This window comes from Brevundimonas nasdae (genome assembly GCF_019395145.1).
Taxonomy (GTDB): Bacteria; Pseudomonadota; Alphaproteobacteria; order Caulobacterales; family Caulobacteraceae; genus Brevundimonas; species Brevundimonas nasdae.
In genome coordinates, this window is record NZ_CP080034.1 from 3,450,453 (window position 1) to 3,474,671 (window position 24,219).

27 protein-coding genes are annotated in these 24,219 nt (G+C 66.9%); 8 read left to right on the top strand and 19 right to left on the bottom strand.

What is annotated here, in order from left to right; genetic code table 11:
- The first annotated feature begins 114 nt into the window (after positions 1-114).
- Both KWG56_RS16800 and odhB read left to right on the top strand, forming a co-directional pair.
- A complete protein-coding gene (locus tag KWG56_RS16800; protein WP_219353021.1) occupies positions 115-3,129 on the top strand; it encodes a 2-oxoglutarate dehydrogenase E1 component in 3,015 nt (1,004 codons plus the stop codon).
- Between the two features lie 43 nt (positions 3,130-3,172).
- Entirely contained in the window at positions 3,173-4,702 is a 1,530-nt protein-coding gene (gene odhB / locus KWG56_RS16805; RefSeq protein WP_219353022.1) for a 2-oxoglutarate dehydrogenase complex dihydrolipoyllysine-residue succinyltransferase, read from the top strand.
- A 55-nt stretch (positions 4,703-4,757) separates the two neighbouring features.
- Here odhB and KWG56_RS16810 read toward each other — a convergent pair whose 3' ends face one another.
- Positions 4,758-5,180, bottom strand: a complete 423-nt coding sequence (locus tag KWG56_RS16810; protein ID WP_219353023.1) for a hypothetical protein — start codon at positions 5,178-5,180, stop codon at positions 4,758-4,760.
- A gap of 238 nt (positions 5,181-5,418) precedes the next feature.
- On the opposite strand from KWG56_RS16810, the gene KWG56_RS16815 reads away from it, so the two are divergent.
- On the top strand, positions 5,419-5,814 hold the full coding sequence (locus KWG56_RS16815) for a hypothetical protein (protein ID WP_219353024.1): 396 nt from the start codon (positions 5,419-5,421) through the stop codon (positions 5,812-5,814).
- On the opposite strand, the gene prfA is transcribed toward KWG56_RS16815, so the two are convergent.
- Positions 5,815-6,882 (bottom strand): peptide chain release factor 1, encoded by a 1,068-nt coding sequence (gene prfA / locus KWG56_RS16820; protein ID WP_201100886.1) that lies wholly within the window; start codon positions 6,880-6,882, stop codon positions 5,815-5,817. It abuts the gene before it with no gap.
- 185 nt (positions 6,883-7,067) lie between these two features.
- On the opposite strand from prfA, the gene KWG56_RS16825 reads away from it, so the two are divergent.
- Together KWG56_RS16825 and KWG56_RS16830 are read left to right on the top strand one after the other, a co-directional pair.
- A complete protein-coding gene (locus tag KWG56_RS16825; RefSeq protein ID WP_201100885.1) occupies positions 7,068-7,709 on the top strand; it encodes a response regulator in 642 nt (213 codons plus the stop codon).
- Between the two features lie 46 nt (positions 7,710-7,755).
- Positions 7,756-8,172: an RrF2 family transcriptional regulator gene (locus KWG56_RS16830; protein ID WP_219353025.1), complete on the top strand. Its 417-nt coding sequence runs from the start codon at positions 7,756-7,758 to the stop codon at positions 8,170-8,172.
- A 47-nt stretch (positions 8,173-8,219) separates the two neighbouring features.
- Here KWG56_RS16830 and KWG56_RS16835 read toward each other — a convergent pair whose 3' ends face one another.
- From KWG56_RS16835 to KWG56_RS16860, 7 genes are all read right to left on the bottom strand, one after another.
- Positions 8,220-8,753, bottom strand: a complete 534-nt coding sequence (locus KWG56_RS16835) for a YajG family lipoprotein (RefSeq protein WP_219353026.1) — start codon at positions 8,751-8,753, stop codon at positions 8,220-8,222.
- Positions 8,750-8,893: a hypothetical protein gene (locus KWG56_RS18865; protein WP_244999556.1), complete on the bottom strand. Its 144-nt coding sequence runs from the start codon at positions 8,891-8,893 to the stop codon at positions 8,750-8,752. Before KWG56_RS18865 ends, KWG56_RS16835 begins: the two co-directional genes overlap by 4 nt.
- Positions 8,894-8,904: 11 nt before the next feature.
- Positions 8,905-9,228, bottom strand: coding sequence for a PEGA domain-containing protein (locus KWG56_RS16840; protein WP_244999557.1), 324 nt, complete (start codon positions 9,226-9,228; stop codon positions 8,905-8,907).
- A gap of 160 nt (positions 9,229-9,388) precedes the next feature.
- Positions 9,389-10,546 carry a flavodoxin-dependent (E)-4-hydroxy-3-methylbut-2-enyl-diphosphate synthase gene (gene ispG / locus KWG56_RS16845; RefSeq protein ID WP_219355335.1) on the bottom strand — a complete coding sequence of 386 codons (1,158 nt, stop codon included), beginning with the start codon at positions 10,544-10,546 and terminating at the stop codon, positions 9,389-9,391.
- 58 nt (positions 10,547-10,604) lie between these two features.
- Positions 10,605-11,669 carry a helix-turn-helix domain-containing protein gene (locus tag KWG56_RS16850; protein ID WP_219353027.1) on the bottom strand — a complete coding sequence of 355 codons (1,065 nt, stop codon included), beginning with the start codon at positions 11,667-11,669 and terminating at the stop codon, positions 10,605-10,607.
- A 179-nt stretch (positions 11,670-11,848) separates the two neighbouring features.
- A complete protein-coding gene (gene ptsP / locus KWG56_RS16855) occupies positions 11,849-14,107 on the bottom strand; it encodes a phosphoenolpyruvate--protein phosphotransferase (protein ID WP_370874354.1) in 2,259 nt (752 codons plus the stop codon).
- A 258-nt stretch (positions 14,108-14,365) separates the two neighbouring features.
- Entirely contained in the window at positions 14,366-15,610 is a 1,245-nt protein-coding gene (locus KWG56_RS16860; RefSeq protein WP_219355336.1) for an aspartate kinase, read from the bottom strand.
- A 131-nt stretch (positions 15,611-15,741) separates the two neighbouring features.
- Here KWG56_RS16860 and ubiG point away from each other — a divergent pair, with 131 nt between their 5' ends.
- Positions 15,742-16,560 (top strand): bifunctional 2-polyprenyl-6-hydroxyphenol methylase/3-demethylubiquinol 3-O-methyltransferase UbiG, encoded by an 819-nt coding sequence (gene ubiG, locus KWG56_RS16865; protein ID WP_219353028.1) that lies wholly within the window; start codon positions 15,742-15,744, stop codon positions 16,558-16,560.
- Positions 16,557-17,096, top strand: a complete 540-nt coding sequence (locus tag KWG56_RS16870) for an AAA family ATPase (RefSeq protein ID WP_219353029.1) — start codon at positions 16,557-16,559, stop codon at positions 17,094-17,096. Before ubiG ends, KWG56_RS16870 begins: the two co-directional genes overlap by 4 nt.
- Here KWG56_RS16870 and KWG56_RS16875 read toward each other — a convergent pair.
- The 7 genes from KWG56_RS16875 to KWG56_RS16905 all read right to left on the bottom strand — a co-directional run bounded on the left by KWG56_RS16875 (position 17,080) and on the right by KWG56_RS16905 (position 21,316).
- The gene (locus KWG56_RS16875) at positions 17,080-17,613 is read right to left on the bottom strand and encodes a GNAT family N-acetyltransferase (protein ID WP_244999558.1); all 534 of its coding nucleotides are present in this window, start codon (positions 17,611-17,613) and stop codon (positions 17,080-17,082) included. The two genes, KWG56_RS16870 and KWG56_RS16875, sit on opposite strands and share 17 nt — an antisense overlap.
- The gene (locus KWG56_RS16880) at positions 17,568-18,032 is read right to left on the bottom strand and encodes a DUF6265 family protein (RefSeq protein WP_219353030.1); all 465 of its coding nucleotides are present in this window, start codon (positions 18,030-18,032) and stop codon (positions 17,568-17,570) included. The genes KWG56_RS16875 and KWG56_RS16880 overlap by 46 nt, the downstream gene beginning before the upstream one ends.
- A gap of 30 nt (positions 18,033-18,062) precedes the next feature.
- Entirely contained in the window at positions 18,063-18,899 is an 837-nt protein-coding gene (locus KWG56_RS16885; protein WP_219353031.1) for an AraC family transcriptional regulator, read from the bottom strand.
- 2 nt (positions 18,900-18,901) lie between these two features.
- Positions 18,902-19,336 carry a DUF1178 family protein gene (locus KWG56_RS16890; RefSeq protein ID WP_219353032.1) on the bottom strand — a complete coding sequence of 145 codons (435 nt, stop codon included), beginning with the start codon at positions 19,334-19,336 and terminating at the stop codon, positions 18,902-18,904.
- Positions 19,333-20,187, bottom strand: coding sequence for a carbon-nitrogen hydrolase family protein (locus tag KWG56_RS16895; protein WP_219353033.1), 855 nt, complete (start codon positions 20,185-20,187; stop codon positions 19,333-19,335). The genes KWG56_RS16890 and KWG56_RS16895 overlap by 4 nt, the downstream gene beginning before the upstream one ends.
- A 2-nt stretch (positions 20,188-20,189) precedes the next feature.
- On the bottom strand, positions 20,190-20,447 hold the full coding sequence (gene grxC, locus KWG56_RS16900; RefSeq protein ID WP_219353034.1) for a glutaredoxin 3: 258 nt from the start codon (positions 20,445-20,447) through the stop codon (positions 20,190-20,192).
- 62 nt (positions 20,448-20,509) lie between these two features.
- Complete coding sequence (locus tag KWG56_RS16905; protein ID WP_219353035.1) at positions 20,510-21,316, bottom strand: ComF family protein; 807 nt, start codon at positions 21,314-21,316, stop codon at positions 20,510-20,512.
- Here KWG56_RS16905 and KWG56_RS16910 point away from each other — a divergent pair.
- Positions 21,315-22,214, top strand: a complete 900-nt coding sequence (locus KWG56_RS16910; RefSeq protein ID WP_219353036.1) for a class I SAM-dependent methyltransferase — start codon at positions 21,315-21,317, stop codon at positions 22,212-22,214. The genes KWG56_RS16905 and KWG56_RS16910 overlap by 2 nt on opposite strands.
- A 2-nt stretch (positions 22,215-22,216) precedes the next feature.
- On the opposite strand, the gene KWG56_RS16915 is transcribed toward KWG56_RS16910, so the two are convergent.
- Genes KWG56_RS16915 through argJ form a run of 3 tightly spaced genes read right to left on the bottom strand, consistent with a single transcriptional unit; the run spans position 22,217 to position 24,219 of the window.
- Positions 22,217-22,399: a Flp family type IVb pilin gene (locus KWG56_RS16915; RefSeq protein ID WP_201100869.1), complete on the bottom strand. Its 183-nt coding sequence runs from the start codon at positions 22,397-22,399 to the stop codon at positions 22,217-22,219.
- A 24-nt stretch (positions 22,400-22,423) separates the two neighbouring features.
- Positions 22,424-22,822 carry a (deoxy)nucleoside triphosphate pyrophosphohydrolase gene (locus KWG56_RS16920; protein ID WP_219355338.1) on the bottom strand — a complete coding sequence of 133 codons (399 nt, stop codon included), beginning with the start codon at positions 22,820-22,822 and terminating at the stop codon, positions 22,424-22,426.
- A gap of 17 nt (positions 22,823-22,839) precedes the next feature.
- Positions 22,840-24,219, bottom strand: a complete 1,380-nt coding sequence (gene argJ, locus KWG56_RS16925) for a bifunctional glutamate N-acetyltransferase/amino-acid acetyltransferase ArgJ (protein WP_219353037.1) — start codon at positions 24,217-24,219, stop codon at positions 22,840-22,842.

The window sequence follows — 24,219 nt, forward strand, 5'->3', positions numbered from 1 at the left end:
ATTCTCACCGAATTGCCCCCTTTCGGCCATGACCCATTAGGAAAGCGGGCCTATATGAATGGCGCGCCCCTCACGGAGATGTGTCCGGTCGGGTCCAGGGATTAGACGAGAACTATGGCGGACGATGCAGGTCGGCTGAATCAGGTCTTTGCCGAGACCTCTTTCCTCTACGGGGCCAATGCCGCCTACATTGAGGAACTCCACGAGAAGTGGGCCAATGATCCGGCCTCCGTCTCGGGCGAATGGAAGACCTTCTTCGACCAGCTCCGTGACAACGCCGCCAGCGTGAAGGCCTCGGCCGACGCGGGCAGCTGGGGGCGCGGCGTCGCCACTGAACCGACCGAGGAAACCGGCGTCTTCGACGGCCGCTGGCCCGCACCCAAGCCCGATCCCAAGAAGCCGGGCGCAGCCGCGCCCGCCGCCGCCGCCAAGGCTGCGCCGGTCGAGGTTTCGGCCGACGTCATCCGCGCCGCCGCCCACGATTCCATTCGCGCCCTGATGCTGATCCGCGCCTATCGCGTGCGCGGCCACCTGCAGGCGCAGCTCGACCCGCTCGGCATCGAGCAGCCGGTCGATAACCCCGAACTGACGCCTGAATTCTATGGCTTCAACGGCGCCGATCTGGATCGCCCGATCTTCCTGGACGGCGTTCTGGGTCTGCAGACCGGCTCGATCCGTCAGGTGCTGGAGATACTCAAGCGCACCTACTGCGGCACGATCGGCATCCAGTACATGCATATCGCCGAGCCGGAGGAGAAGGCCTGGCTTCAGCAGCGTTTCGAAGGCCCGGACAAGTTCGAGCAGAACGCCTTCACCAAGGAAGGCAAGCTGGCCATCCTGAACAAGCTGATCGAGGCCGAAGGCTTCGAACGCTTCCTGCACAAGCGTTTCCCCGGCACCAAGCGTTTCGGTCTGGACGGCGGCGAGGCCATGGTTCCGGCGCTGGAGCAGGTCATCAAGCGCGGCGGTTCGCTAGGCGTCGATGAAGTCGTGCTCGGCATGGCCCACCGCGGCCGCCTGAACGTGCTCGCCGCCGTGATGGGCAAGCCCTACAAGGTCATCTTCCACGAGTTCCAGGGTGGTTCGGCCGTGCCGAGCGACATCGAAGGCTCGGGCGACGTGAAATACCACATGGGCGCCTCGTCAAACCGCGAGTTCGACGGCAACCACGTCCACCTGTCGCTGACCGCCAACCCGTCGCACCTTGAAATCGTCAACCCGGTCGTCCTGGGCAAGGCGCGCGCCAAACAGGCGTTCGACATCCGCGAAGCCAACGAAGGCGTGCCGGAAGGCCAGTGGGCGCTGGACCGCTCCAAGGTCGTGCCGCTGCTGATCCACGGCGACGCCGCGTTTGCCGGCCAGGGCGTCGTGGCCGAATGTTTCGCCCTGATGGGCCTGAAGGGCTACCGCACCGGCGGCACCCTGCATTTCGTCATCAACAACCAGATCGGCTTCACGACCAGCCCGCGGAATTCGCGCTCGTCGCCGTACCCGTCCGATGTGGCCCTGATGGTCCAGGCGCCGATCTTCCACGTCAACGGCGACGACCCCGAAGCCGTCGTCTTCGCCTCGAAGGTCGCCACCGAATACCGCCAGAAGTTCCACAAGGACGTGGTGGTGGACATGTTCTGCTACCGCCGCTTCGGCCACAACGAAGGCGACGATCCCACCTTCACCCAGCCGCTGATGTATTCGAAGATCCGCGCCCAGCCTTCGACGCGGGAGCTGTATTCGCAGCGTCTGGTCGAACAGGGCGTGGTGACCCAGGCCGATGTGGACGCCGAGGTCGCCCGCTTCGAAGCCTTCCTCGACGAGCAGTTCGAGGCCGGCAAGACCTGGTCCGCCGATAAGGCTGACTGGCTGGACGGCCAGTGGAAGGGCCTGCAGGCGCCCAAGGACGAAGCGCGCGGCGAGACCGCCGTTCCCCTGGCCAAGCTGCAGGATCTGGGGCATCGCCTGACCACGATCCCCAACAGCGTCGACATGCACAAGACGCTGAAGCGCGTCATCGACGGCCGCCGTGAAGCCATCACCTCGGGTGAGGGCCTGGACTGGGCCACGGCCGAAAGCCTGGCCTTCGCCTCGCTGGTCGATGAAGGCTTCCCGGTCCGTCTGTCGGGTCAGGATTCCGTGCGCGGCACCTTCTCGCAGCGTCACTCGGGCATCATCGATCAGACGACCGAAGAGCGGTACATGCCGCTGAACAACCTGCGCGAAGGCCAGGCGAACTTCGAAGTGATCGACTCGGCCCTGTCGGAAGAAGCGGTGCTGGGCTTTGAGTACGGCTATTCGCTGGCTGACCCCAACACCCTGGTCATGTGGGAAGCCCAGTTCGGCGACTTCGTGAACGGCGCCCAGGTGGTGATCGACCAGTTCATCAGTTCGGGCGAACGCAAGTGGCTGCGCATGAGCGGCCTGACCATGCTGCTGCCGCACGGCTATGAAGGCCAGGGACCGGAGCACTCCTCGGCCCGTCTGGAGCGCTTCCTGCAGCAGTGCGCCGAAGACAATATGCAGGTCGCCAACTGCACGACCCCGGCCAACTACTTCCACATCCTGCGTCGCCAGATGCACCGGTCGTTCCGCAAGCCGCTGATCCTGATGACGCCGAAGTCGCTGCTGCGTCACAAGAAGGCGGTCTCCAGCCTCAAGGATCTGGCCGAGGGTTCGTCCTTCCACCGCCTGCTGCGCGACGACGCGGAGCTGCGTCCCGACGTCGCCGGCATCAAGATCAAGGCGGACAAGGACATCCGCCGCGTCATCCTGTGCTCGGGCAAGGTCTATTACGACCTGTTGGACGCGCGCGAGAAGAAGGCCAAGGACGGTCAGGCCGTGGACGACGTCTACATCCTGCGTCTGGAGCAGTTCTATCCGTGGCCGATCCAGTCGCTGCGCAAGGAACTGGCGCGCTTCCCCAACGCTGAAGTCGTGTGGTGCCAGGAAGAGCCCAAGAACATGGGCGGCTGGACCTTCGTCGATCCGTGGCTGGAGCTGACCCTGGACAAGCTGGACGTCGCCTCCAAACGCGCCCGCTACGTCGGACGGCCCGGCTCCGCCTCCACGGCGGCCGGCCTGATGAGCCGACACCTGAAGGAACTCGAGACCTTCACCAACGAAGCCTTCGCCTGATACACCCTGTAAAAGACCGATCTAAAGACAAGCTGGACCTGACATGGCCGACATCCTGACCCCCGCACTCGGTGAATCCGTCTCCGAAGCCACCATCGCGAAATGGACCAAGAAGGTCGGTGATGCGGTCAAGAAGGACGAGGTTCTGGTCGAGCTTGAGACCGACAAGGTCTCGCTGGAAGTGGTGGCACCCGCTGACGGCACCCTGAGCGACATCAAGGCCGCAGAGGGCGACACCGTCGTTCCCAACACGGTTCTGGGCGTGATCTCTGAAGGCGCTTCGGCGGCTCCGGCCAAGGCGGCTGCGGCGCCCAAGGCGGACGCCAAGGCGGCCCCGGCTGCCGCCGCGCCTGCCGCTGCCGCCGCCATCGACATCAACGTCCCGACCATGGGCGAAAGCGTCGCTGAAGGCTCGATCGGCAAGTGGGTCAAGAAGTCCGGTGATGCGGTCAAGAAGGACGAACTTCTGGTCGAGATCGAAACCGACAAGGTCGCGGTCGAGGTTTCGGCCCCGGCTGACGGCGTTCTGACCATCGACGCTGACGAAGGCGCGACGGTCACGCCTGGCCAGAAGATCGGCTCGGTTGCCGCTTCGGGCGCTGCCTCCGCGCCTGCCGCCGCTGCGCCTGCTCCGGCGGCTGCGCCCGCCAACACCGGCTCGGCCCAAGTCTCTGACCAGGTCTCGGGCGCCAAGAACGAAACCCTGTCGCCCGCCGTTCAGCGCGTGGTCGGCGAGAACAACCTGGACCCCAAGGCCATCGCCGCGACGGGTCCGAAGGGCAACATCACCAAGGCTGACGCCATCGCCGCCATCGGCCAGGCGGCTCCAGCTCCTGCCGCCGCTGCCGCCCCTGCCGCGCCGCGCGCCGACCAGCCGCGCGAAGAGCGGGTGAAGATGACGCGCCTGCGTCAGACCATCGCCCGCCGCCTGAAAGAATCCCAGAACACGGCCGCCCAGCTGACCACCTTCAACGAGGTGGACATGACCAACGTCATGGCCCTGCGCGCCCAGTACAAGGATGTCTTCGAGAAGCGCCACGGCGTGAAGCTGGGCTTCATGTCCTTCTTCACCAAGGCGGTCGTCGCGGCCCTGCACGAAATCCCTGCCGTCAACGCCGAGATCGACGGCACCGACATCATCTACAAGAACCACTATGACATCGGCGTCGCCGTCGGCACCGACAAGGGCCTGGTGGTTCCGGTCCTGCGTGACGCCGACACCCTGTCGCTCGCGGGCATCGAAAAGGGCATCGGCGCCCTGGGCAAGGCCGCCCGTGACGGCGCCCTGACCATGGATCAGATGCAGGGCGGCACCTTCACCATCACCAACGGCGGCACCTATGGGTCGCTGATGTCGACGCCGATCCTGAATGCGCCGCAGTCGGGCATCCTGGGCATGCACAACATCGTGCAGCGTCCGATGGCCATCAACGGCGAGGTCAAGATCCGCCCGATGATGTACCTGGCCCTCAGCTACGATCACCGCATCGTCGACGGCAAGGAAGCCGTGACCTTCCTGGTCCGCGTCAAGGAACTGCTGGAAGATCCGCAGCGCGCGCTGCTGGACCTGTAAGACCTGAAAAGGCGGCGAGGCTCTCGCCGCCTTTTCTAATTGCAGTCCTCTGTGCTCAGGCGGCCAGGGCGGCGATGATCGACACGCCACCGATGGCCAGGATCAGCACAACACCGATCCAGTGAACCGGTCGAAGGCGTCGCGGCAGGCTGTTGCCCCAGAAGGCGCCCGTGGCCGCCAGGATCAGGGCCAGTCCCCGTCCGACGGTGCGGGTGGTCGGGTCGGCGGCAGGCAGGTCGTCGTCATTCTGGTCATCGGCGAATTCACCCCGCGCCGCTCGGGCCAAGAGATCGCGCGCCGCCTCCACCTGATCCGACGGCGCCATCAGGCGCAGGCCCAGCGCCCGCTGCATCAGGGGATCGACTGTGGTCTGAAAGCGTTCGGTCACATCCACGTCTATGCCGCGGTCGGCCAGAAAGGCCGCCGCCAGATCGGCTTCATAGACATCCTGAAAGCGGACGATCTCGGCCAGGGCCATGGGGTGCTCATGTGAGGTGGGGTTTGCGCAGGACAGTATGCCGCCAGCCCCAGGCGCGCACCACAAAACAGACGGGCGCCTTGTGAAGTCTGCAACCGTGAACATCGATTAGTTACGCTGATATGCGTAAGCTCATATATCGTCGGTTGTGTCTTTAAGGTTTCGATTCGTCGCGGATCGTTCGTCTTTCGGATTTTGGCGGATTACAGCGCGCGCAAACGATGGCCATATTCCCGCCATGGAATGGGCGGCGCGCGCAATCGGGGTGTTCTATGTGGTCGGGGGGCTGCTGCTGTTGAGCCAGTCCTGGCTGAACTGGCGCCTGCAATGGAAGCTGTCGCGGGTCGTGCGAATCCGCCTTGCCGACCATGTCGAAGAATTGACCACCGCACTGGGCGGGGCGATGGTGCTGTTGTCGGGTCTGGCGCTGGCCTTGCTCAGCACCTGGGCCGTGGCGGCTTTTGTGGCGGGCTGGGTGATCCAGGCGATCTACCTGCTGTGGGCCAGCCGCGGCGCATGGAGCCGCAGCGCCTTCGTGGTGCGCTGCCGCCGCCAAAGCGTCCACGCCTTCGCCGGCTTCACCGCCGTCACCGCCCTGGTGTTGTGCCTGCCCCTGCTGGGCCTGCTGCGCTGATCAGCCGAACTCGGCTTCCAGGTCCGCCAGGCGCGCGGCCTGATCTTCGGCGATCAGGGCGTCCAGCATCGGATTGAGGTCGCCTTCCAGAATCTGCGGCAGGCTGTGCAGGGTCAGGCCGATCCGGTGATCGGTCACCCGCCCTTGAGGGAAGTTGTAGGTGCGGATGCGTTCGGACCGGTCGCCCGATCCCACCTGCGACTTGCGCGAATCCGCGCGGGCCAGGTCCTTGGCCTGGCGCTGCATGTCGTACAGGCGCACGCGCAGGTTCTTCATGGCCTTTTCGCGGTTCACGTGCTGGGATTTTTCCGAGCTGGTGGCCACGATCCCGGTGGGCAGGTGGGTGATGCGCACCGCCGAGTCCGTCTTGTTGACGTGCTGGCCGCCCGAGCCGGAGGCGCGGAAGGTGTCGATGCGGATGTCCTTGTCCAGGATTTCGATCTCGACATCCTCGACTTCAGGCAAGACGGCGACGGTGGCGGCCGAGGTGTGGATGCGCCCGCCCGCCTCGGTCGTCGGCACGCGTTGCACGCGGTGCACGCCGCTCTCGAACTTCAGCCGCCCGAACACGCCTTCGCCGGTGACGGTGGCGATGATTTCCTTATAGCCGCCCGCGTCGCCCTCGGTCGCGGAATCCAGTTCGACCCGCCAGCCGCGCGTGGAGGCGTAACGCGAATACATGCGGAACAGGTCGCCCGCGAACAGGGCCGCCTCGTCACCGCCGGTGCCGGCGCGCACTTCCAGCACGGCGGAGGCGTTTTCGTCGGCGTCGCGCGGCGCCAGCAGCAGGGCCACCTCGCGCTCCAGCGCGGGCAGGCTGTCGTTCAGGACCTGCAGTTCGTCTTGGGCCATAGCCGCCATTTCCGGATCGGCCGTCATGGCTTCCAGATCGGTCATCTCGGCGCGGGCGCGGGCCAGGCCCTGAACCGCATCGGCGACGGGTTTCAGTTCGGCGTGTTCTTTCGACAGACGCACGATCTCGGCCCCGTCGGTCGCCGCGCCCATGCGCGCCTCGACTTCATGGAAGCGGTCGAGAACCTGATCGAGACGGGCCTGGGGCAGACGCAAGGCGGGGAAATCCTGAGGGAGAGGGAGGGCGTCCTTACCGCGTCAGGCCCCGTTTTGTCGATTGCAACCGCGGCGCAAGGGGCGGCGCCGGGTTTGTGATCCCCGATAACGATGGCGTCAGACGCGGTTACAGATCAGGTTCCAGCCGTTAACAAATGCCCAAGCTTCAAATGAGGAGGACGGAAATGTTCGATCGCCCGCCCCAATCGACGCCCGGAACCGCCATTCCGACTGATGACGCCGCCGCCAGCGTGGAACGCCTGTGCCGCCAGTACGACAGCCGCCTGAACGAGAATGACGGCGCATTGTCGCCCGAGGATGAGCGCGAACTGAAGGCCATGGCCGCTATCTATGATCTGGATACGGATCGTTCGCCTGCCGAGGTCTGGCGGGATCTGCGCGCCGTCGTCACCCGCCAAGCCCCACTCCCCAACGAGGATACGCCATTGACTGCATCGACCGCGCCCCTGACCCTGCTGGTTGTCGAAGACGACGCCGATTCAGCCGCCGCCCTGACCGAACTGCTGACTGAGGCGGGCCACAGCGTTGTCGGACCCTTCCACAGCGCCGCAGCCGCCGAGGCGGCGGCGGCCCTGCACCACATTGACGCCGCCCTGCTGGACATCAACCTGTCGGACGACCGCACGGGGATTGAACTGGCGCGGTCATTGACCGACCGTTGGAAGGTGCGGGTCGTCTTCATCTCCGGCGACGTGACCGCTGCGGCCCAGCACGCCGATCTGGCCGAGGCTCTGGTGCTGAAACCCTATACCGGGCCTCAGATCCTTGAGGTCGTGGCACGGTTGGGCGAACGCCTGGACGCCTGACGCACGCCTGACTTGCGTTGCAGCGGCGGGCGGGCGATCACAGCCTATGCTGTCGAACCGCTCCCGCTATGCGCTGCGTGCGATGATCCATCTGGCGGGTCTGCCCGGCGGCGGGCCTGCGACCATAGCCGACATCGCCGAGGCCTCGGCGGCGCCGCGCAAGTTTCTTGAGGCCATACTTCTGGATTTGCGCCGCCAGCACCTGCTGGCGTCCAAACGGGGGCGGACCGGCGGCTACGCCCTGGCCCGTCCTGCGGAGGCGATCAGTTTCGCCGATGTGATCCGTGCATTGGAGGGGCCGCTGGCCCTGGCGCCCTGCGCCTCGCGCACCGCCTATGGGCCGTGCGAGACCTGTCCCGATGTCGAGACCTGCCCCCTGCGCCCTGTGCTGAGCGACGGCCGCGACGCCCTGGCGTCCGTATTCGAGGGGCGGACCCTGGCTCAGGCCGTGGCGAACGCCTGAACGGAAACGGCGAGACGGCTTTCGCCATCTCGCCGTCCCTCTTCAGATCACCGTGCGCGTTCGCGGAAGCGGCGCAGGAACTCTTTGATGTTTTCCTGGATCGATTTCTCGTTGGCGATCTTCAGGCATTCGGTGGCGATAAGCGCATCGCCCATTGAAGCCGTGCCTGTCGCACCTATTGTCTCGTCAAACAGGGTGCGGCCGCCGCCTTCGACGCTGTAGCGAACCTGACTGGTCACCGAAAGATCCAGACCCGCGAAAGGCTGTTTCAACTCGATCAAGGAGGCGGTCACGATCAGCGGGCGGCCTTCGGTTCCCATATATCCGGCGGCGGCAAGCGAGGCTTCCAGGGCTGTCTTGAAGGCGACGTTCGAAACCTGGGCCGTCCAGAGCGGATTTGTTTCCTTGCCGCCTGAAACATTGACCGTGGTTATGGACCTGTAGCCCACATCTCCCGATGAGGCCGTCAAACCAGGCGTGGCGGGTACAGTCATCAAGGCCGGGTTGGAGGGGGTCGCGCATGCCGCCAGGCCCATGAGCCCTGCAATTGCGACGGCGGTTGTCACGGATCGGATCATCATGGCTTGGCTCCCGGATTGGCGGCGGGCGCCGCGACGACAGGCGCGACGTTCTGGTTTGCGGCCTGCTGGCTCGGGGTCAGCAACGTTACGACCAGCGGATTGGGCTTAAGATCATTCATGGCGCCGGACGTGGCGTCCACGGCGCCGCCGATCAGGCCGCGACCAGTATGTTGCCCGCCATCGCGGTTCCACCCGCGCCTGAAACGCTGCTGGTGACCTCGACGGTCTGGGTGACATAACCGTCCAGGGCCACTGTGACGCGGAACGGGTCCTTGCGTGGCATGCGGAAGGTGCAGGGCGTGCTGACGCATTCGAAGCCGTTGGAGGTGCTTACCCGTGCGCCTGGCGGCGTGCTTTCGACAGTGAATTGCTGTGTTGTGCCACGTGTGATCGTGGCGCAGGCAGGCAGAGACAGCGCCAAGCCTGCAAGCATGAGCGCACGCACGCCAAAGCGCACGTTGATGGTGGAAATCATTGACCCCTCAGTCGATAGGAGCACGTCGAGTCGACGGCTCTAATCGTTCCAGTTGCATTCGCTGCAACCTTCGTCAATCGCGAACCGACGCTATTTCGCGCAGCATGGATGCCGCGCACCATCGAAGGGTGAACGACGGCTGCGTGAGCGCTTTAAGCCGCTATTCTGCTGGCTCCAGCGCCGGTGGTGCAGCTTCCAGCGCAGCTCGGGCCGCGTTCAGCTCTGCAGCCTTTTCTTCGACCAGTTCGACGATGTGGTCGATCATGCCGTCGTTGGCCTGTTTGTGGGCGATCTTGCCGTTCAGGTAGACCATGCCCGCGCCCTTGCCGCCGCCGGTGAAGCCGATGTCGGTATAGAGGGCCTCGCCCGGGCCGTTCACAACGCAGCCGATCACCGACAGGCTCATGGGCGTGGAGATATGGGCCAGTTTCTCTTCCAGCAGGGCGACCGTCTCGATGACGTTGAAGCCCTGACGCGCGCAGGACGGGCAGGCGATGATGTTCACGCCGCGGTGACGCAGACCCAGCGACTTCAGAATGTCGAACCCGACCTTGATCTCTTCGACCGGATCGGCGGCCAGGGACACGCGGATGGTGTCGCCGATGCCCGCCCACAGCATGGAGCCCATGCCGATGGCCGACTTGATCGTGCCGGTGCGCAGCGGCCCGGCCTCGGTCACGCCCAGGTGCAGGGGGCAGTCTATGGCGTCGGCCAGCTGCTGATAGGCGGCGACGGTCAGGAAGGGGTCAGACGCCTTCACCGAAATCTTGAACTCGTGGAAATCGTGATCCTGCAGGATGCGGGCGTGGTTCAGCGCGCTCTCGACCATGGCGTCGGGGCAGGGCTCGCCGTACTTCTCCAGAAGCTCCTTCTCCAGCGACCCGGCGTTGACGCCGATCCGCATGGAGCAGCCGTGATCCTTGGCGGCCTGGATGACTTCGCGCACGCGGTCGGGGCTGCCGATGTTGCCAGGGTTGATCCGCAGGCAGGCCGCGCCCGCCTGGGCCGCCTCGATGCCGCGTTTGTAGTGGAAGTGGATGTCGACGACCAAGGGGACCTTGGCCTCGCGCGCGATGATCTTGAAGGCCTCGGTCGATTCCACGTCGGGGCACGACACGCGCACGATGTCGGCGCCCGCCTCTTCCAGTTGGCGGATCTGGTCGATGGTCGCCGCCGCGTCGGCCGTCGGCGTATTGGTCATCGACTGGACGCTGATCGGGGCGTCGCCGCCCACCAGGACGGAGCCGACGCGAATCTGGCGGCTCTTGCGGCGCTCGATGTGGCGCCAGGGTCGGACGTGCGTGTGGTCGCTCATGATGGCCCTCATATAGGCCGTTGATGACGGCGGGACCACGGCCCTCGCATCACTTCGTTGATCAGGGCTGCGGGGTGTAGGGGCGGGGGCCGGAGGTCACGGTGACAGGGCGCGGCGCGGCGACCTGGGGGCGCGGCTGTGGCGCGGGCGCAGAGGCCTCGCGGTTGGCCTGACCGGCGCGCGCGTTCAGTTGCGCCAGGGATGTCTGCAGCGCAGGCAGGGCCCCGCCAAGCTCGCCATTCAGATAGACGTCGAAGGCCGTCGGGTCCGACACGTCGATGGTCGCCGACACGCCCAGCGGCGCGCGCCAGGCTTCGCCCGCCGCCATTTGCCGGGCGAACAGCACGCGGTCGCTGCCCATCCGCACGACGAAGGCGCCGGGCTTCTTGGCCTGGATCACGACCTGAGAGGCGTTGGCCGGCGCGCCATAGACGGCGCCGCGCGGGTTGAAGGCCTTCTGCACCGTCGCCGCTGGCGCAGGGGCGGCGTCGCCTGATGCGGGATCGTTCGGATCAACGCCGGTCAGCTCCGCCTCCAGCCCGCGCGTGATGTAGGGAGCGGGCGTGGTCTGATCCTGGGGCGCCGCGCGCGGGGCGCCCAGGTCCATCTCGTGGGCGGAGGCTGCGCCCTGGGCCCAGGTGTTGGGCAGGGTGGCGATGTCTGACGGATGCGGCGCCTGGACCCGGCTGATGCGCTGGAACACGTTCCAGCCGACGATGGCCACGGCGGCGATGATGACGCCGGCCATGATGCGCGGCGTGTTGCGTTTGACGTCCTCGAAGGCGATGCCCACCGGCGCCTTCAGCGGCACGGAGGTGTCGGGGCTTTCGCGCTTGAACCGTTCGACGGCCAGTTGTTCGTCCAGGCCCAGCGCCCCGGCGTAGGCGCGCACATAGCCGACTGCGAAAACGCGCGAGGGCAGGGAGGACCAGTCGTTCTGCTCCAGCGCCGTCAGAAAACGCGCATTGACCTTGGTCTCGGCGGCCAGGATCGCCAGCGTCTTGCCGGACTGGGCGCGGGCGTGACGCAGGGCCAGACCCAGGCTCGCCGCCTCGTCGATGGAGTGGTCAGGATGATGTGCGGCGTGGTCGGGCGCGTCGACGGTGGGCCCATTATCCCGCGCCATGACGTCCGCCTCCAAAATCGGCCCCGTATTCGGAACGGTTTCTCGCGCCGTACTCAAAAGGTCCCACCGGATAAGATGTCATGAAAACGGGCCGCGCCTCTGGCGGCTGCGCCTGAATTGCCCTTTTGTGGATAAACTAATCCGGTCTCGCCAGCAACGCGGTTCCCGTCAAACGCGTGTCAGACCGCGATGTTCAGCTTGCGGGCCAGGGACTGAAGTTCGTTGCGCACCGAGCCGGTCGACAGGTTCAGCAGATTGGCCATGCCCCGCTTCGCCGCCTTAAGATCCGCCGACAGGATCATGCGCTTGACCGGACCCACGCCGCCCGCCGGGGCCGACAGGCGCGTGAAGCCCAGGGTGATCAGGGCGAAGGCCTCCAAGGGCCGCCCCGCCAGTTCGCCGCAGATCGAAACCGGCGTGCCGGTGTCGGCGCAGGCCTTCTGGATGGTCTGCAGCGCCCGCAGCGCAGGCGGCGACAGCGGGTCATAGCGGTCCGACACCAGCGGATTGGTGCGGTCGGCGGCGTACATATACTGGAACAGGTCGTTGGTGCCGATCGACACGAAGTCGGTCAGAGGCAGCAGGGCGTCCAGGTGCCAAAGCAGCGACGGGCATTCGATCATGGCCCCGACCCGCAGCAGGGCCGGCAAGGGGCGACCCCGGCGCTTGGCCCATTCGCACTCGATGTCGACCAGTTCGCGCGCGGCCCGGAACTCGTCCACCGTGGCGATCATCGGGAACATGACGCGCAGTTCTCGCCCCGCGCCCGCCGTCAGCAGGGCGCGCAACTGCATCCGCAACAGCGAAGGCCGGTCCAGACCCAGACGGATGGCGCGCCGACCCAGGGCCGGGTTCTCCTCCCGCTCCGATTCCAGATAGGGCAGCACCTTGTCGCCGCCGATGTCCAGGGTGCGGAACGTCACCGGCTTGTCGCCCGCCGCGTCCAGCACCAGCTTGTAAAGCGCCGTCTGGGCGTCCAGTCGCGGCAGTTCGTCGGACACCATGAACTGGAACTCGGTGCGGAACAGGCCGATGCCCTCGGCGCCCGTCTCGACCATGTTCTCCAGATCGACGGCCAGACCGGCGTTGGTCAGGACCGTGATGCGCTGGCCGTCCAGCGTCACCGCCGGAACATCGCGCAACTGGGCGAACTCGGCCTGACGCTGCTCGCGCACGGCCATGCGCGACTGCACGGCCTCCAGCATGTCGGGGCGGGGGCGCAGATAGGCCTCGCCCGTCTCGCCGTCGGCGATGACCATGTCGCCTTCCGACAGGCGGTCGCGCAGTCCCTGCAGGCGCCCGACGCAAGGGATCTGCAGCGCACGGGCCACGATGGCGGCGTGGCTGGCGGCCGAGCCTTCCTCCAGCAACAGGCCCTTCAGCTTGTCGCGCGGATATTCCAGCAGGTCGGCGGGCCCCAGGTTCCGGGCCACCAGAATGGCGTCGTCGGGCAGTTCGCGCTCGCCCGGCTTGTCCCCCGCCAGCACGCGCAGCAGGCGGTTGGCCAGGTCTTCGAAATCGTGCAGCCGCTCGCGGATATAGGGGTCGCGCGCCTGGGCGAAGCGGGCGCGGTGTTCGTTCCTGACGCGATCGACCGAGGCCTCGGCGGTGAGGCCGTTGCGCACGGCCTCTTCCAGCGAGCGGTTCCAGCCCCGGTCGTCGGCGAACATCCGATAGGTTTCCAGCACCTCGAACGAGGGACCGGCCAGGCCCTGGCCCTTGTCCAGCATGGCGTCCAGCCCGGTCTTCAACGAGGCCAGCGCCAGCTTCAGCCGCGCCTCCTCCAGGGCCGGGTCGTCGCTGAGCAGTTGCTCGGGCGCCAGGGGCGCCTCGTGCAGCACCACCTGACCAAAGGCCAGGCCGTCGGCGAACTTCTGGCCCTTCAGCCGTTCGGGCCGGTGGGGCGCCAGTTCGACGTCGCGCAGTTCGTCTTGATCCAGCAGTTCGCCGGAGGCCACCGTCTCGGACAGGACCATGGCGATGGTCTGGATGTCCTCGACCTCTTCCTCGTCATAGCGCCGCTCGGTGCGGTTCTGGACGACCAGAACCCCGATGGCCCGTCCGCCGCGCAGCAGGGGCGCGCCGAGGAAGGCGTGATAGGGGTCTTCGCCCGTTTCCGGGCGGTAGGAGAAGCTGGGGTGGGCCGGCGCGTCCGACAGGCTGATCGGCTGGGCCATGCGGGCCACTTCGCCCACCAGCCCTTCGCCCGGACGCAGCCGGGTGTTGTGGACGGCTTCGGGGTTCAGACCCTCGGTGGCGAACAGTTCCAGTTCGCCAGAGGCGCGGCGCAGATAGATCGAACAGACTTCGGCGACCATCGAGCGGGCGATGATCTGCACCACCATGTTCAGGCGATCCTGAGCCGGCGTGGCGCCCGCACCGGCCCCGCCCAGAGCCTCACGGATCTGGCGCAGGAGGATGCGAGGTCCCCTGGTCATTACGCCGCCTACCGGCATGGTGGCTCCCGCGCTTCGGCGCCGAGGCGCCCGCTGTCCGTCATATCATAGCGCGCCGAAGTTGCGGCGCGCCTCCCATCAAGACGCCGCAGCGTCCGCCCGAACCTAGAGCCTGATCCGCAGAGATGGAATCGCTGCGCGATTCCGTCGATGCGGTGAATCAGGCTCCAGATTTATGCGAGAGCATGATTCACGCTTCTGTCGGAACCGCGAAGCGGCTCCGTCAAAAACGATCATGCTCTAGACCGCGTCCAGACCGTAGGCCGAATGTAGGGCGCGCACGGCCAATTCGGCATAGGCGGCGTCGATCAAAACGCTGATTTTGATTTCTGAGGTCGAAATCGCTTGGAATTTCACGCCCTTGTCGGCCAGCGCCTGGAACATCAGCTGGGCGACGCCTGCGTGGCTGCGCATGCCGACGCCGACGACGGACACCTTGGCCACGTCTTCATCGACGCGGATTTCCTCGAAGCTGAGCTGCTCCTTGGCGGCGGTCATCAGTTCGGCGGCGCGCACGGCGTCGCGGCGGCCGGTCGTGAAGGTCAGGTTGACCGTGCCCGCAGTGCGGGCCTGGCTCTGGACGATCATGTCGACATTGACGTTGGCCTCGGCCAGACGGGTGAAGACGTCGGCGGGCGCGTCCACACGGTCGGCCAGACCCAGCAGGGTGATGCGGGCTTCGTCACGGCTCATGGTCACACCGGACACGATGCGTTTCTCCAAGATCTCCTCCTCGTCGCAGATCAGGGTTCCGCCCTTGTCGGGCATGACGCCATTGGCGTCGGGTTCAATAAAGCTGGACAGCACGCGCACCGGCACCTGCTTGGCCATGGCCAGTTCGACCGAACGGGTCTGCAGCACCTTGGCGCCCAGGGACGCCATCTCCAGCATCTCCTCGTAGGAGACCTTGTTCAGGCGCCGCGCGCGGCTTTCGATGCGCGGGTCGGTCGTATAGACGCCGTCCACGTCGGTGTAGATGTCGCAGGGCGCGCCGATGGCGGCCGCGACGGCGACGGCCGAGGTGTCGGAGCCGCCCCGGCCCAGTGTGGTGATCTTCCCGTCGGTCGTGACGCCCTGGAAGCCGGGGACGATGGCGATCTCGCCGGAATCGACGGCGGCGGCCAGCTTCTCGCCGGGAATGTCGACGATGCGGGCGCGGGCGTGGGCGTCGTCGGTGATGATCGGCACCTGCCAGCCCATCCACGAACGCGCGTTCAGTCCCATGTTGCGAAGGGTGATGGCCAGCAGGCCGGACGTGACCTGTTCGCCCGAGGCGACCACCACGTCATATTCGTCGTCGCTCAGCGGCAGGCCGGCGGCGGCAGGGCCTGCGCCGTCGGTCCAGGCGACCAGTTCATTGGTCTTGCCCGCCATGGCCGAGACGACCACGGCGACCTTTTTGCCTGAAGCGGCTTCGGCGGCGATGATCCTTGCGGCGCGACGGATGCGCTCCAGGTCGCCCATCGAGGTGCCGCCGAATTTCATCACCAACCGTTTGGTCTCGCCGCCCGCTGCGACAGGCTGCGTTGTCTCTGGTCGTGAAGAATTAGGCCGCGTCATCGTGGCGATCCGCCCCCTGCTTGCGTGAGAAGCCGCGAAGGTCCATCCCTCGCGTCATGACCGCTTCTAACGGCGCCGCCCCGTCTCGCCTACCCCGTGAAGGGCATGGTTTTTCGCAAAATTCGCCGGAAGGCGCGTTTGGCGCATCGATTGACCCTGCCGACGTCGCTCGGTTCTCGGCCCAGGCGGCCGAATGGTGGGACGCGCATGGCCCCTTCGCCCCGCTGCACCGGTTCAATCCGGCGCGTCTGAAACTGATCCGCGAGCAGCTTTGCGCGCGTCTGGGCCGCGATCCGAAGGCGCGCAGCCCCTTCGAGGGGCTGACCCTGCTCGACGTCGGCTGCGGCGGCGGGCTGATCGCCGAGCCGATGCGGCGCATGGGCTTCACAGTCATGGCGGTGGACGCTTCGTCCGAGAATATCGGCACCGCCCGCGCCCACGCCGACATGGTCGGGCTGGACATCGCCTACCGCGCCGCCACCGTCGAACAGATCGAGGCCGAGGGCGTCGGTCCCTTCGACGTGGTGCTGACGATGGAGGTGATCGAACACGTCGCCGACCCAGAGGCCTTCGTTCGCGCCTGTTCGCGGCTGGTGAAGCCGGACGGCGTCATGATGGTGGCCACCCTGAACCGCACCCTGAAGTCGCTGGCCCTGGGCAAGATCGCCGCCGAATACATCCTGCGCTGGGTGCCCGCCGGAACCCACGACTGGCGCCAGTTCCTCAAGCCTGACGAAATCCGCCAGATGCTGTCGCAGGAGCCTGTAACGGTCGAAGGCCCCTACGGCCTCAACTACGACCCGCTGAACGACCGCTGGAGCCAGGCCGACGACGCGGGCATCAACTATATGATGGTGGTCACGCCCGGATCATGACCGGCGTTGTCGTCACCGGCGGGCCGGGGTCGGGCAAGACGACCTTGATCGAGGCGCTTGCGGCTGCGGGACATCATGTCCAGTCGGAAGCCGGGCGGGCCGTCATTCGCCGCCAGACGGTCATCGACGGGCAGGCGCTGCCTTGGCGCAACCGGACCCTGTTTGCGGAACTGATGCTGGACCACGATCTTGAGGCGCACGGGGCGTCAGCTTCCTCGCCTGAGGTCGTGTTCCATGACCGGGGCCTGCCTGATGTGGTGGGCTATCTGGAATTGTGCGGTTTGCCGCCGCCGCATCATCTGCTGACAGCGGCGCGAGAGTTCAGGTATGCGCGACGCGTCTTCATCGCGCCGGTCTGGCCCGAGATATTCGGCCAAGACGCGGAACGTCGTCAGGATCTGGATGAGGCGCGCCGCACCCATGACGTCATGCGCGCAGTCTATCCCCGTTTTGGCTATGAGTTGATCGAGTTGCCCAAGGCCTCGGTCGAGGCCCGGGTCGCCTTCATCCTGGAGCAGGTCAGGCCAGAGGTCTGACCATATAGCGGGCGTCGTCGCCGTAGCTGGCCAGTTTCTCGGCCATGCCCTCGGCCTCGACCGGTTCGAAGCCGTGGCGGCTCCAGAAACGGGCGGCGTCGTTGACCGCGACCAGGGCGATGGCGGGCCAGCCGTCCTCGGTCGCCTGGTCGGCCAGGCGTTCGACGATGGCTCCGGTGACCCCGCCGCCGCGCGCCTCGGGGTGAAGCGCCAGATCGTGCAGATAGATCAGGGTCGGCTCGGCGGGCAGGCCCTCGATCACCGTGTTCAGCGGCGGGGCCGATGCGTCGCGCCACGGATAGGCGATCAGATAGCCTTTGGCCGGACCGTCGTCGGCCAGAACGAAACAACCGCGCGGATAAAGGGCCAGCCGGTTCTCGAAACAGGCCTGGTCCTCGAAATGATCGGGAAACGACACGCGGGCCACATTGACCACGGCCTCGATGTCGTCGGGCCGCATGGGGCGCCAGTTCAGGCCGGACAGCGGCTGTTCAGCTCCGCCTTGTTGAATCGCCACCTTACAGTCCTCGTCTCGCCGCCGATCTCGCCCTCGATCCGGGCGGACAGCACATCACCGTCGCGTTCATAGACGATCCGCTTGGGAAAGTCGTCGTCCGCCGCCTGCTCGAAAACGACGCGGCGGTCGCTTGAGGTGACGACGGGGAAGACGGTCACGGGCTGGCCGTCCGGCTGGGCGAAATAGGCGAAGGGCGCCTCCGGCGCTGGCCCGACAGGGGCGATGCGCGACTGTTCATAACCGACGCGGCCGTCCCGCACCGTCACGGTCATGCCGGTCATCAGCGACAGACGCGGATCGGTCCAGACCTCGGACACCTCGCGGCCGGGATCGCAGGCCAGCCAGTAGCCGGACATCCAGCCCAGGTCGGGCCGCGTCTCGGCCTGCAGGGCGGCGCTCATCATCAGGACCGTCAGCATGGTCGTGTCTCCCTCGTTCCGGCTCCGGTCCTACAACGAGGCGCCGTGCTGCGGCTTGTAGGTTTGCGACGCGATGACGCGGGCCAGTTCGTGCTGCTCGCGCGCCCAGTCGGTGGCGGTGCAGCCCAGAAAGCGGCGGAAGTCCCGCGCCATCTGCGGCTGGTCGAAATATCCGGCCTCAAGCCCCGCCTCCAGCCAGTTCAGCGCTTCGGTCGGGTGGGCCGCGTGATCGAAGATGCGGCGGAACCGAAAGATTGAACGCAGCAGGCGCGGCGATACGCCGACCCGGTCGGAAAAGCGGCGTTGCAGGGCGCGCTGTTCGCTGGGCGCGCGAACGGGGGCGGGTTGTTCGGCGGCTGCGGCCTGCACCTCGGCGCGGACCAGCGGGTCGATGGTCCAGTCCGCCCCGCGCCTCTGATCCTCCAGCCATGAAACAAAGGCGGCGGCCTGACCGGCGGGATCGCCCGGCGGCGGGGCGAAACCAGCCAGCCGCTCGACCATGTCCAGACGCTGATCCGTCGCCGCGCTGAGCGGACAACCCAGAAATCCTCGCGCTCCGTCCGGCTCGAAGCGGATGGCGGCCAGTTCGGTCGGGCCTGTCGGATGCATGACCAGGGGCCGGGTCATCTGCCCGGCGAACAGGGCGGACGGCTGCAGCCGAAACGTCCCGTCCGCATCCTGTTCGGCATAGGGCGCGCCCAGATCGAAGATCAGCTCGGGACAGCCGTCCGGTGCGATCCGCTGGATGGTCGGCGAGGGATTTGGCGCGGCATAGGTCCAGATCACCCGGACGAAGGGACGCAGGGTCGCGGGCGGCGCGAACTCCTGATAGCGATCTTCTGATCCCGCCGCCTCCCCCGAGGTCATGATCAGTTGACCTTGGACGGGTCCGGCGGGGCGTCAGGCAGAGCGGAGACGGGCACCCCGTCTTCCTTCAGTTTCTTGACCTCGGCCGGCGTGGCCTCGCCATAAATTTCGCGCTTCTCGGACTTGCCTTCGTGGATGTCGCGGGCTTCGCGGGCGAAGCTGTCGCCGACATAGTCGAAGTTGGCCTCAACATGGGCGCGCACCTCACGGGCGGCCTGCATCATCATCGACTGCACCTTGGACGCCACATCGGGCGCAGGGCCGGACTTCTTCGTGCCGCTGATAGACGGGGCCATGACGGCCTTCTCAACCGCGCGAGTGCCGCAGAACGGACACTCCACCAATCCGCGGGCGGCCTGATCGTCATAGTCGGAAGACGAACCGAACCAGGCTTCGAAGCCGTGAGTCTGGTCGCATTTCAGGGCGTATCGGATCATGAAACGGGCAGGAAATCGCGGTCGTGGGTCAGGGCGGGCACGGCTGAACGCGCTTTGCCCACCGCCTCCATGTTCAGCTTCGCCGTCACGATGCAAGGCTCGTCATGATCGGCCTTGGCGATGATTTCGCCCCAGGGACCGACGATGGTGGAGCGGCCCCAGGTCCGTCGACCGTCCTCGTGCAGCCCGCCCTGGGCCGGGGCCAGGACGAAGGCGCCCGTCTCGATGGCGCGGGCGCGCAGCAAAGTCTCCCAGTGGGCCTCGCCGGTCGGCACGGTGAAGGCGGCGGGCACGGCGATCATCGACGCCCCAGCCTTGGCCAGCTGGCGATGCAGGTGGGGAAAGCGGATGTCGTAGCAGATGGTCAGACCCAGACGGCCCCACGGCGTGTCCGCCACGACCGCCCCGTCGCCGGGACGCACCGTGGCGCTTTCGCGATAGGTCTCGCCATTGGGCAGGTCGACGTCAAAGACGTGCAGTTTGTCATACCGCGCCGTGATCGCCCCCCTCGGATCGACCAGCAGCGATCGATTGGCCGCCCGGTCGTCGTCGGCCCCGTCCTGCCGGGTTCGCCCCGAACGCACGATGGCCGACCCGATCAGCAGCCAGACGCCCAGCTCCGCCGCCAGGCGACGCAGGCCCAGCACGGCGACATCGGCGTCCTCTTCACTCAGCACGCTGGCCCGCAGGTCGCGGCGCTGTTCCAGGACATTGGTCCCTTCCGGCGTCAGGATGAACCTGGCCCCGCCCGCCGCCGCCTCACGGATCAGGGGCTCGACATGCGCCAGCCCTCCCGCCGCCGTCGCCGGCGTGCGGGTCTGGATCAGGGCGATGTCGAGCCCGCTGCTCATGTTCAGGCGGCCAGCAGCGGGTCGAGCCTGCCCTCGCGGTCCAGCGCATGGATGTCGTCGGAACCGCCGACGTGCTGGTCGTTGATGAAGATCTGCGGGAAGGTCATGGCCCCGCCCGCGCGTTCGACCATCTCGGCCTTTTTCGCGGGGTCGTTGGACGCCACGATCTCGGTGTAGTCGACGCCCTTCTTCTTCAGCAGCGACATGGCGCTGAAGCAGTAGGGGCAGCCGGGCTTGGTGTAGATGACGACGTCGGCCAATGCAGCACTCCAGGATTACAGGTCGTCGCCGACGGGCGGGTCCGCCGACGGGTGTTGAACACCTACATAGTCAGATCGCGGGCGTTTCGCACCCTTGCGATGACGGCCAGATCAACGGCCCGCGCACCGGCGTCGAGCAGGGCGCGGGCGCAGGCCTCGGCGGTCGCGCCTGTGGTCAGCACATCGTCGATCAGAAGGATGCGCCGCCCCTTGATCCGGCGCCGCCCCGCTTCGGTGACCGCGAAGGCCTTCTTGACGTTCAGGCGTCGTCCCCGTCGGCTCTTTCCGCCCTGGGTCTGGGTGTGGCTGATGCGGATCAGACTGTCGGGCAGATAGTCCAGCCTGCAGGTCCGCGCCAAGGGCCGGGCGATCTCGGCGGCCTGATTGAACCGGCGCGACAGCAGCCGCATCGGGTGCAGGGGCACGGGAATTACGGCGTCGGCGTCCGCCGTCAGCTCGGCGGCGGCCCGGCCGATCCAGCGCGCGAACAGGGGGGCGAACTGCTGCTGGTCGCCGTGCTTGTATCGCAGGATCAGCCCGCGAGAGGCGTCGTCATAGACGCAGGCCGCCCGCGCCCGGTCGAAGGCGTAGGGCAGGGTGGCGCAGGCGGCGCAGCGGTCCTCGGCGAAGTCGCCCCCGTCGAACTCGAACGCCGCCCCGCAGCCGTCGCAGACCGGGGCTTCCAGAAAGACGATCCGGCTCCAGGCGTCGGGCGTCAGGCCCGCCGCCGCCGTGGCTTCGCGGCTGTCGTGGGCCATCGGCGGCAGGATCAGGTCGGCCAGACCGCGCCCGGTGGTGCGGCCAAAGCGCAGCAACTGCGACCTGGCCCCTTCCCAGGCCGCGCGCCAGACCCCATCCTGTGCGTCCATGACTTCCCCCACGCCTTCCTCTTCCGGCCCGCCGCAGATCTTCGACGCGCGTCGTCGACAAGCCCGCCTGTCGCGCGCAACCCCCCGGTTCCGCAGCGCGGACTTCCTTCACGCCCGCGCCGCTGACAATGCGGCCGAAAGCCTGGCCGCCATCCTGCGCGACTTTCCGGTCGCCGTCGATCTGTCCGCCCATTCCGGCCCCTTCGCCGAGGCGGTGTCGATCAGCGACGCCGCGACCCGCGTCGGTCCGATCCTGACGCCGACGACGCAGGCCCAACGCGCGGCCCCGGGCGCACACGCCCTGCCTTTGGGCGATGAATCCGCCGATCTGATCGTGTCCCTGCTCAGCTTGCACTGGGCCAACGACCTGCCCGGCGCCCTGGCCCAGATCAAACGGGCGCTGAAGCCGGACGGCCTGTTCATCGGCACCCTGTTCGGGGCGGGCACCCTGAAGGAGCTGCGCGGCGTCCTGACCGAGGCGGAACTGTCCGAGCGCGGCGGGGCCCAGGCGCGGGTGTCACCGTTTGCCGACGGCTATGACGGCGCGGCCCTGTTGCAGCGGATTGGTTTCGCCCTGCCGGTGTCGGATGTGGATCGGTTCACCGTCCGCTATCCGGACCTGTTCGCCTTGATCCGCGATCTGCGGGCGATGGGCGAGACCAATGTGCTGCACGGCCCGATCCGACCCCTGACCCGCAGCGTCGTAGCCAAGGCCGCCGCCCTCTATGCGGAACGCTACGCCGACGCGGACGGGCGCATTCCGGCGACCTTCGAGATCGTGCATCTGGCGGGCTGGAAGCCGCATGAAAGCCAGCAGAAACCGCTGGAGCGGGGATCAGCCAAGACCCGTCTGGCCGACGCCCTGGGCGTTCGCGAGCACAACGGCCTCGAACCCTGAGATCAGCCCTTGCTGATGGCCTCGGTGATGGCGGTGATGGCGGTGTTGAACACGGTCGTGGCGGCATTGCCGAAGGCGACCACCGAACCGATGATGACCAGGAAGATCAGGGCGCAGATCAGGCCGTATTCAATGGCGGTTGCGCCGCTGTCGTCGCGGTGGAAGCGGGCGATGAAACGTCTCATGGCCGGCCTCCCTGGTCGGCGGTTTCAGAGCAGGTCGCGCAACCAGGCGACCAGAGGTTCGTCCGCCGGGGGCATGGGATAATCCGAAAGCCTGTTCGGTTTCACCCAGGCCAGAGCGTCGTGTTCACGGGCCGTGACCACGCCATTCCAGCGCCGACACAGGTACAGTGGCATCAATAGGTGAAAGGAATCGTAAGCGTGGCTGGCGAAAACGAACGGGGCCAGACAGGCCTCGTTGACGTCGATGCCCAGTTCCTCGTTCAGCTCGCGGATCAGGGCCGCCTCGGGACGTTCGCCCGGCTCGACCTTGCCGCCCGGAAACTCCCACAGACCGGCCAGCTTCTTGCCCTCGGGTCGTTTGGCGATCAGCACCCGACCATCGACATCGACCAGGGCGACGGCGACAACCAGAACGGTGGGCAGGACGGCGGGGGCGTCAGTCACGAGCGGTAGTCGCCGTTGATCTCGATATAGCCCTTGGTCAGGTCGCAGGTCCAAACCGTCGCCGACGCCCGGCCCGAACCCACGTCGACGGTGATGTCGATCTCGGGGTTCTTCATATAGGCGGTCATCTTGGCCTCGTCATAGGTCGGGGACGGGGCGCCGTCGATGGCGGCCTCGTGCGGGCCGAACCAGATGGCCAGATGGTCGCGGTCGACCGGTTCTTCCGTCTTGCCGACCGCCATGACGACCCGGCCCCAGTTGGCGTCTTGCCCTGCGATAGCGGTCTTGACCAGGGGACTGTCGGCGATCGACTTGGCCAGTTTTCGTGCTGACGCCGGACTGGCGGCGCCGTCCACCGTCACCTTGACGAATTTGGTCGCGCCCTCGCCGTCGCGCACCAGTTGGTGCGCCAGGTCCAGCATCACCTTGTCCAACGCCGCCGAGAAGCTCTTGAGGCGGCGGTCGCCCACGCGCCCGATGCGCGGCGCGCCCGATGTCCCCGTGGCGAACAGCAGGGCCGTGTCATTGGTCGAGGTGTCGCCGTCCACGGTCACCGAGTTGAAGGTGGTGCGGACGTGCAGGCCCAGCAGCGCCTGCAGAACATTGGGATGGATGTCCGCGTCTGTGACGATGAAGGCCAGCATGGTCGCCATGTCCGGCGCGATCATGCCCGACCCCTTGGCGATCCCGGCGATGCGGACCTTGTAGCCCTCGATCTCGGCCTCGGCGTAGGAGCCCTTGGGGAAGGTGTCGGTGGTCATGATGCCGCGACCGGCCTTGGCCCAGGCGTCGGAATCCAGCCCCTGTTCGACCTCAGGCAGTTTGGCGATGATCTTCTTTTCGTCCAGCACCACGCCGATCACCCCGGTCGAGGCCAGCATGACGTCGCGCTGGCGGCAGCCGAAGCGTTTGGCGACCTCCGAGGCCGTGCGGCGCGCCGCATCGGCCCCGGCCTTGCCGGTGAAGGCGTTGGCGCAGCCGGCGTTGACCACCAGGGCGCGCACATCCTTGCCGCCTTCGGCCGATCCCAGCTGTTTCTTGCACCAGTCGACCGGCGCCGAGCCGATCTTGTGGCGGGTGAAGACCCCGGCGCAGCTGGTGCCGCGCGCAAAGCGGAACACCACCAGATCGTCGCGCTCATGTTTGTAGAAGCCCGCGCGGGCGGTGGCGATCTCGACTCCGCCGATGGGCGGAATGGCGGGGAAGGGCACGGCCAGGGGCGAAATCGCCAGACCGGGCTTTCCGGCGGCGGGGGCGTCCGATCCGGGGCGCGTCGCGCGTTTCAGCGCCGTGGCGAACGGATCCAGCGCCTTTTCCAGCGCTTGTTCCAGGGCCTGTTCGATCTTGTGGCCGGTCTTGGAGGGGGGCTTGGTCAT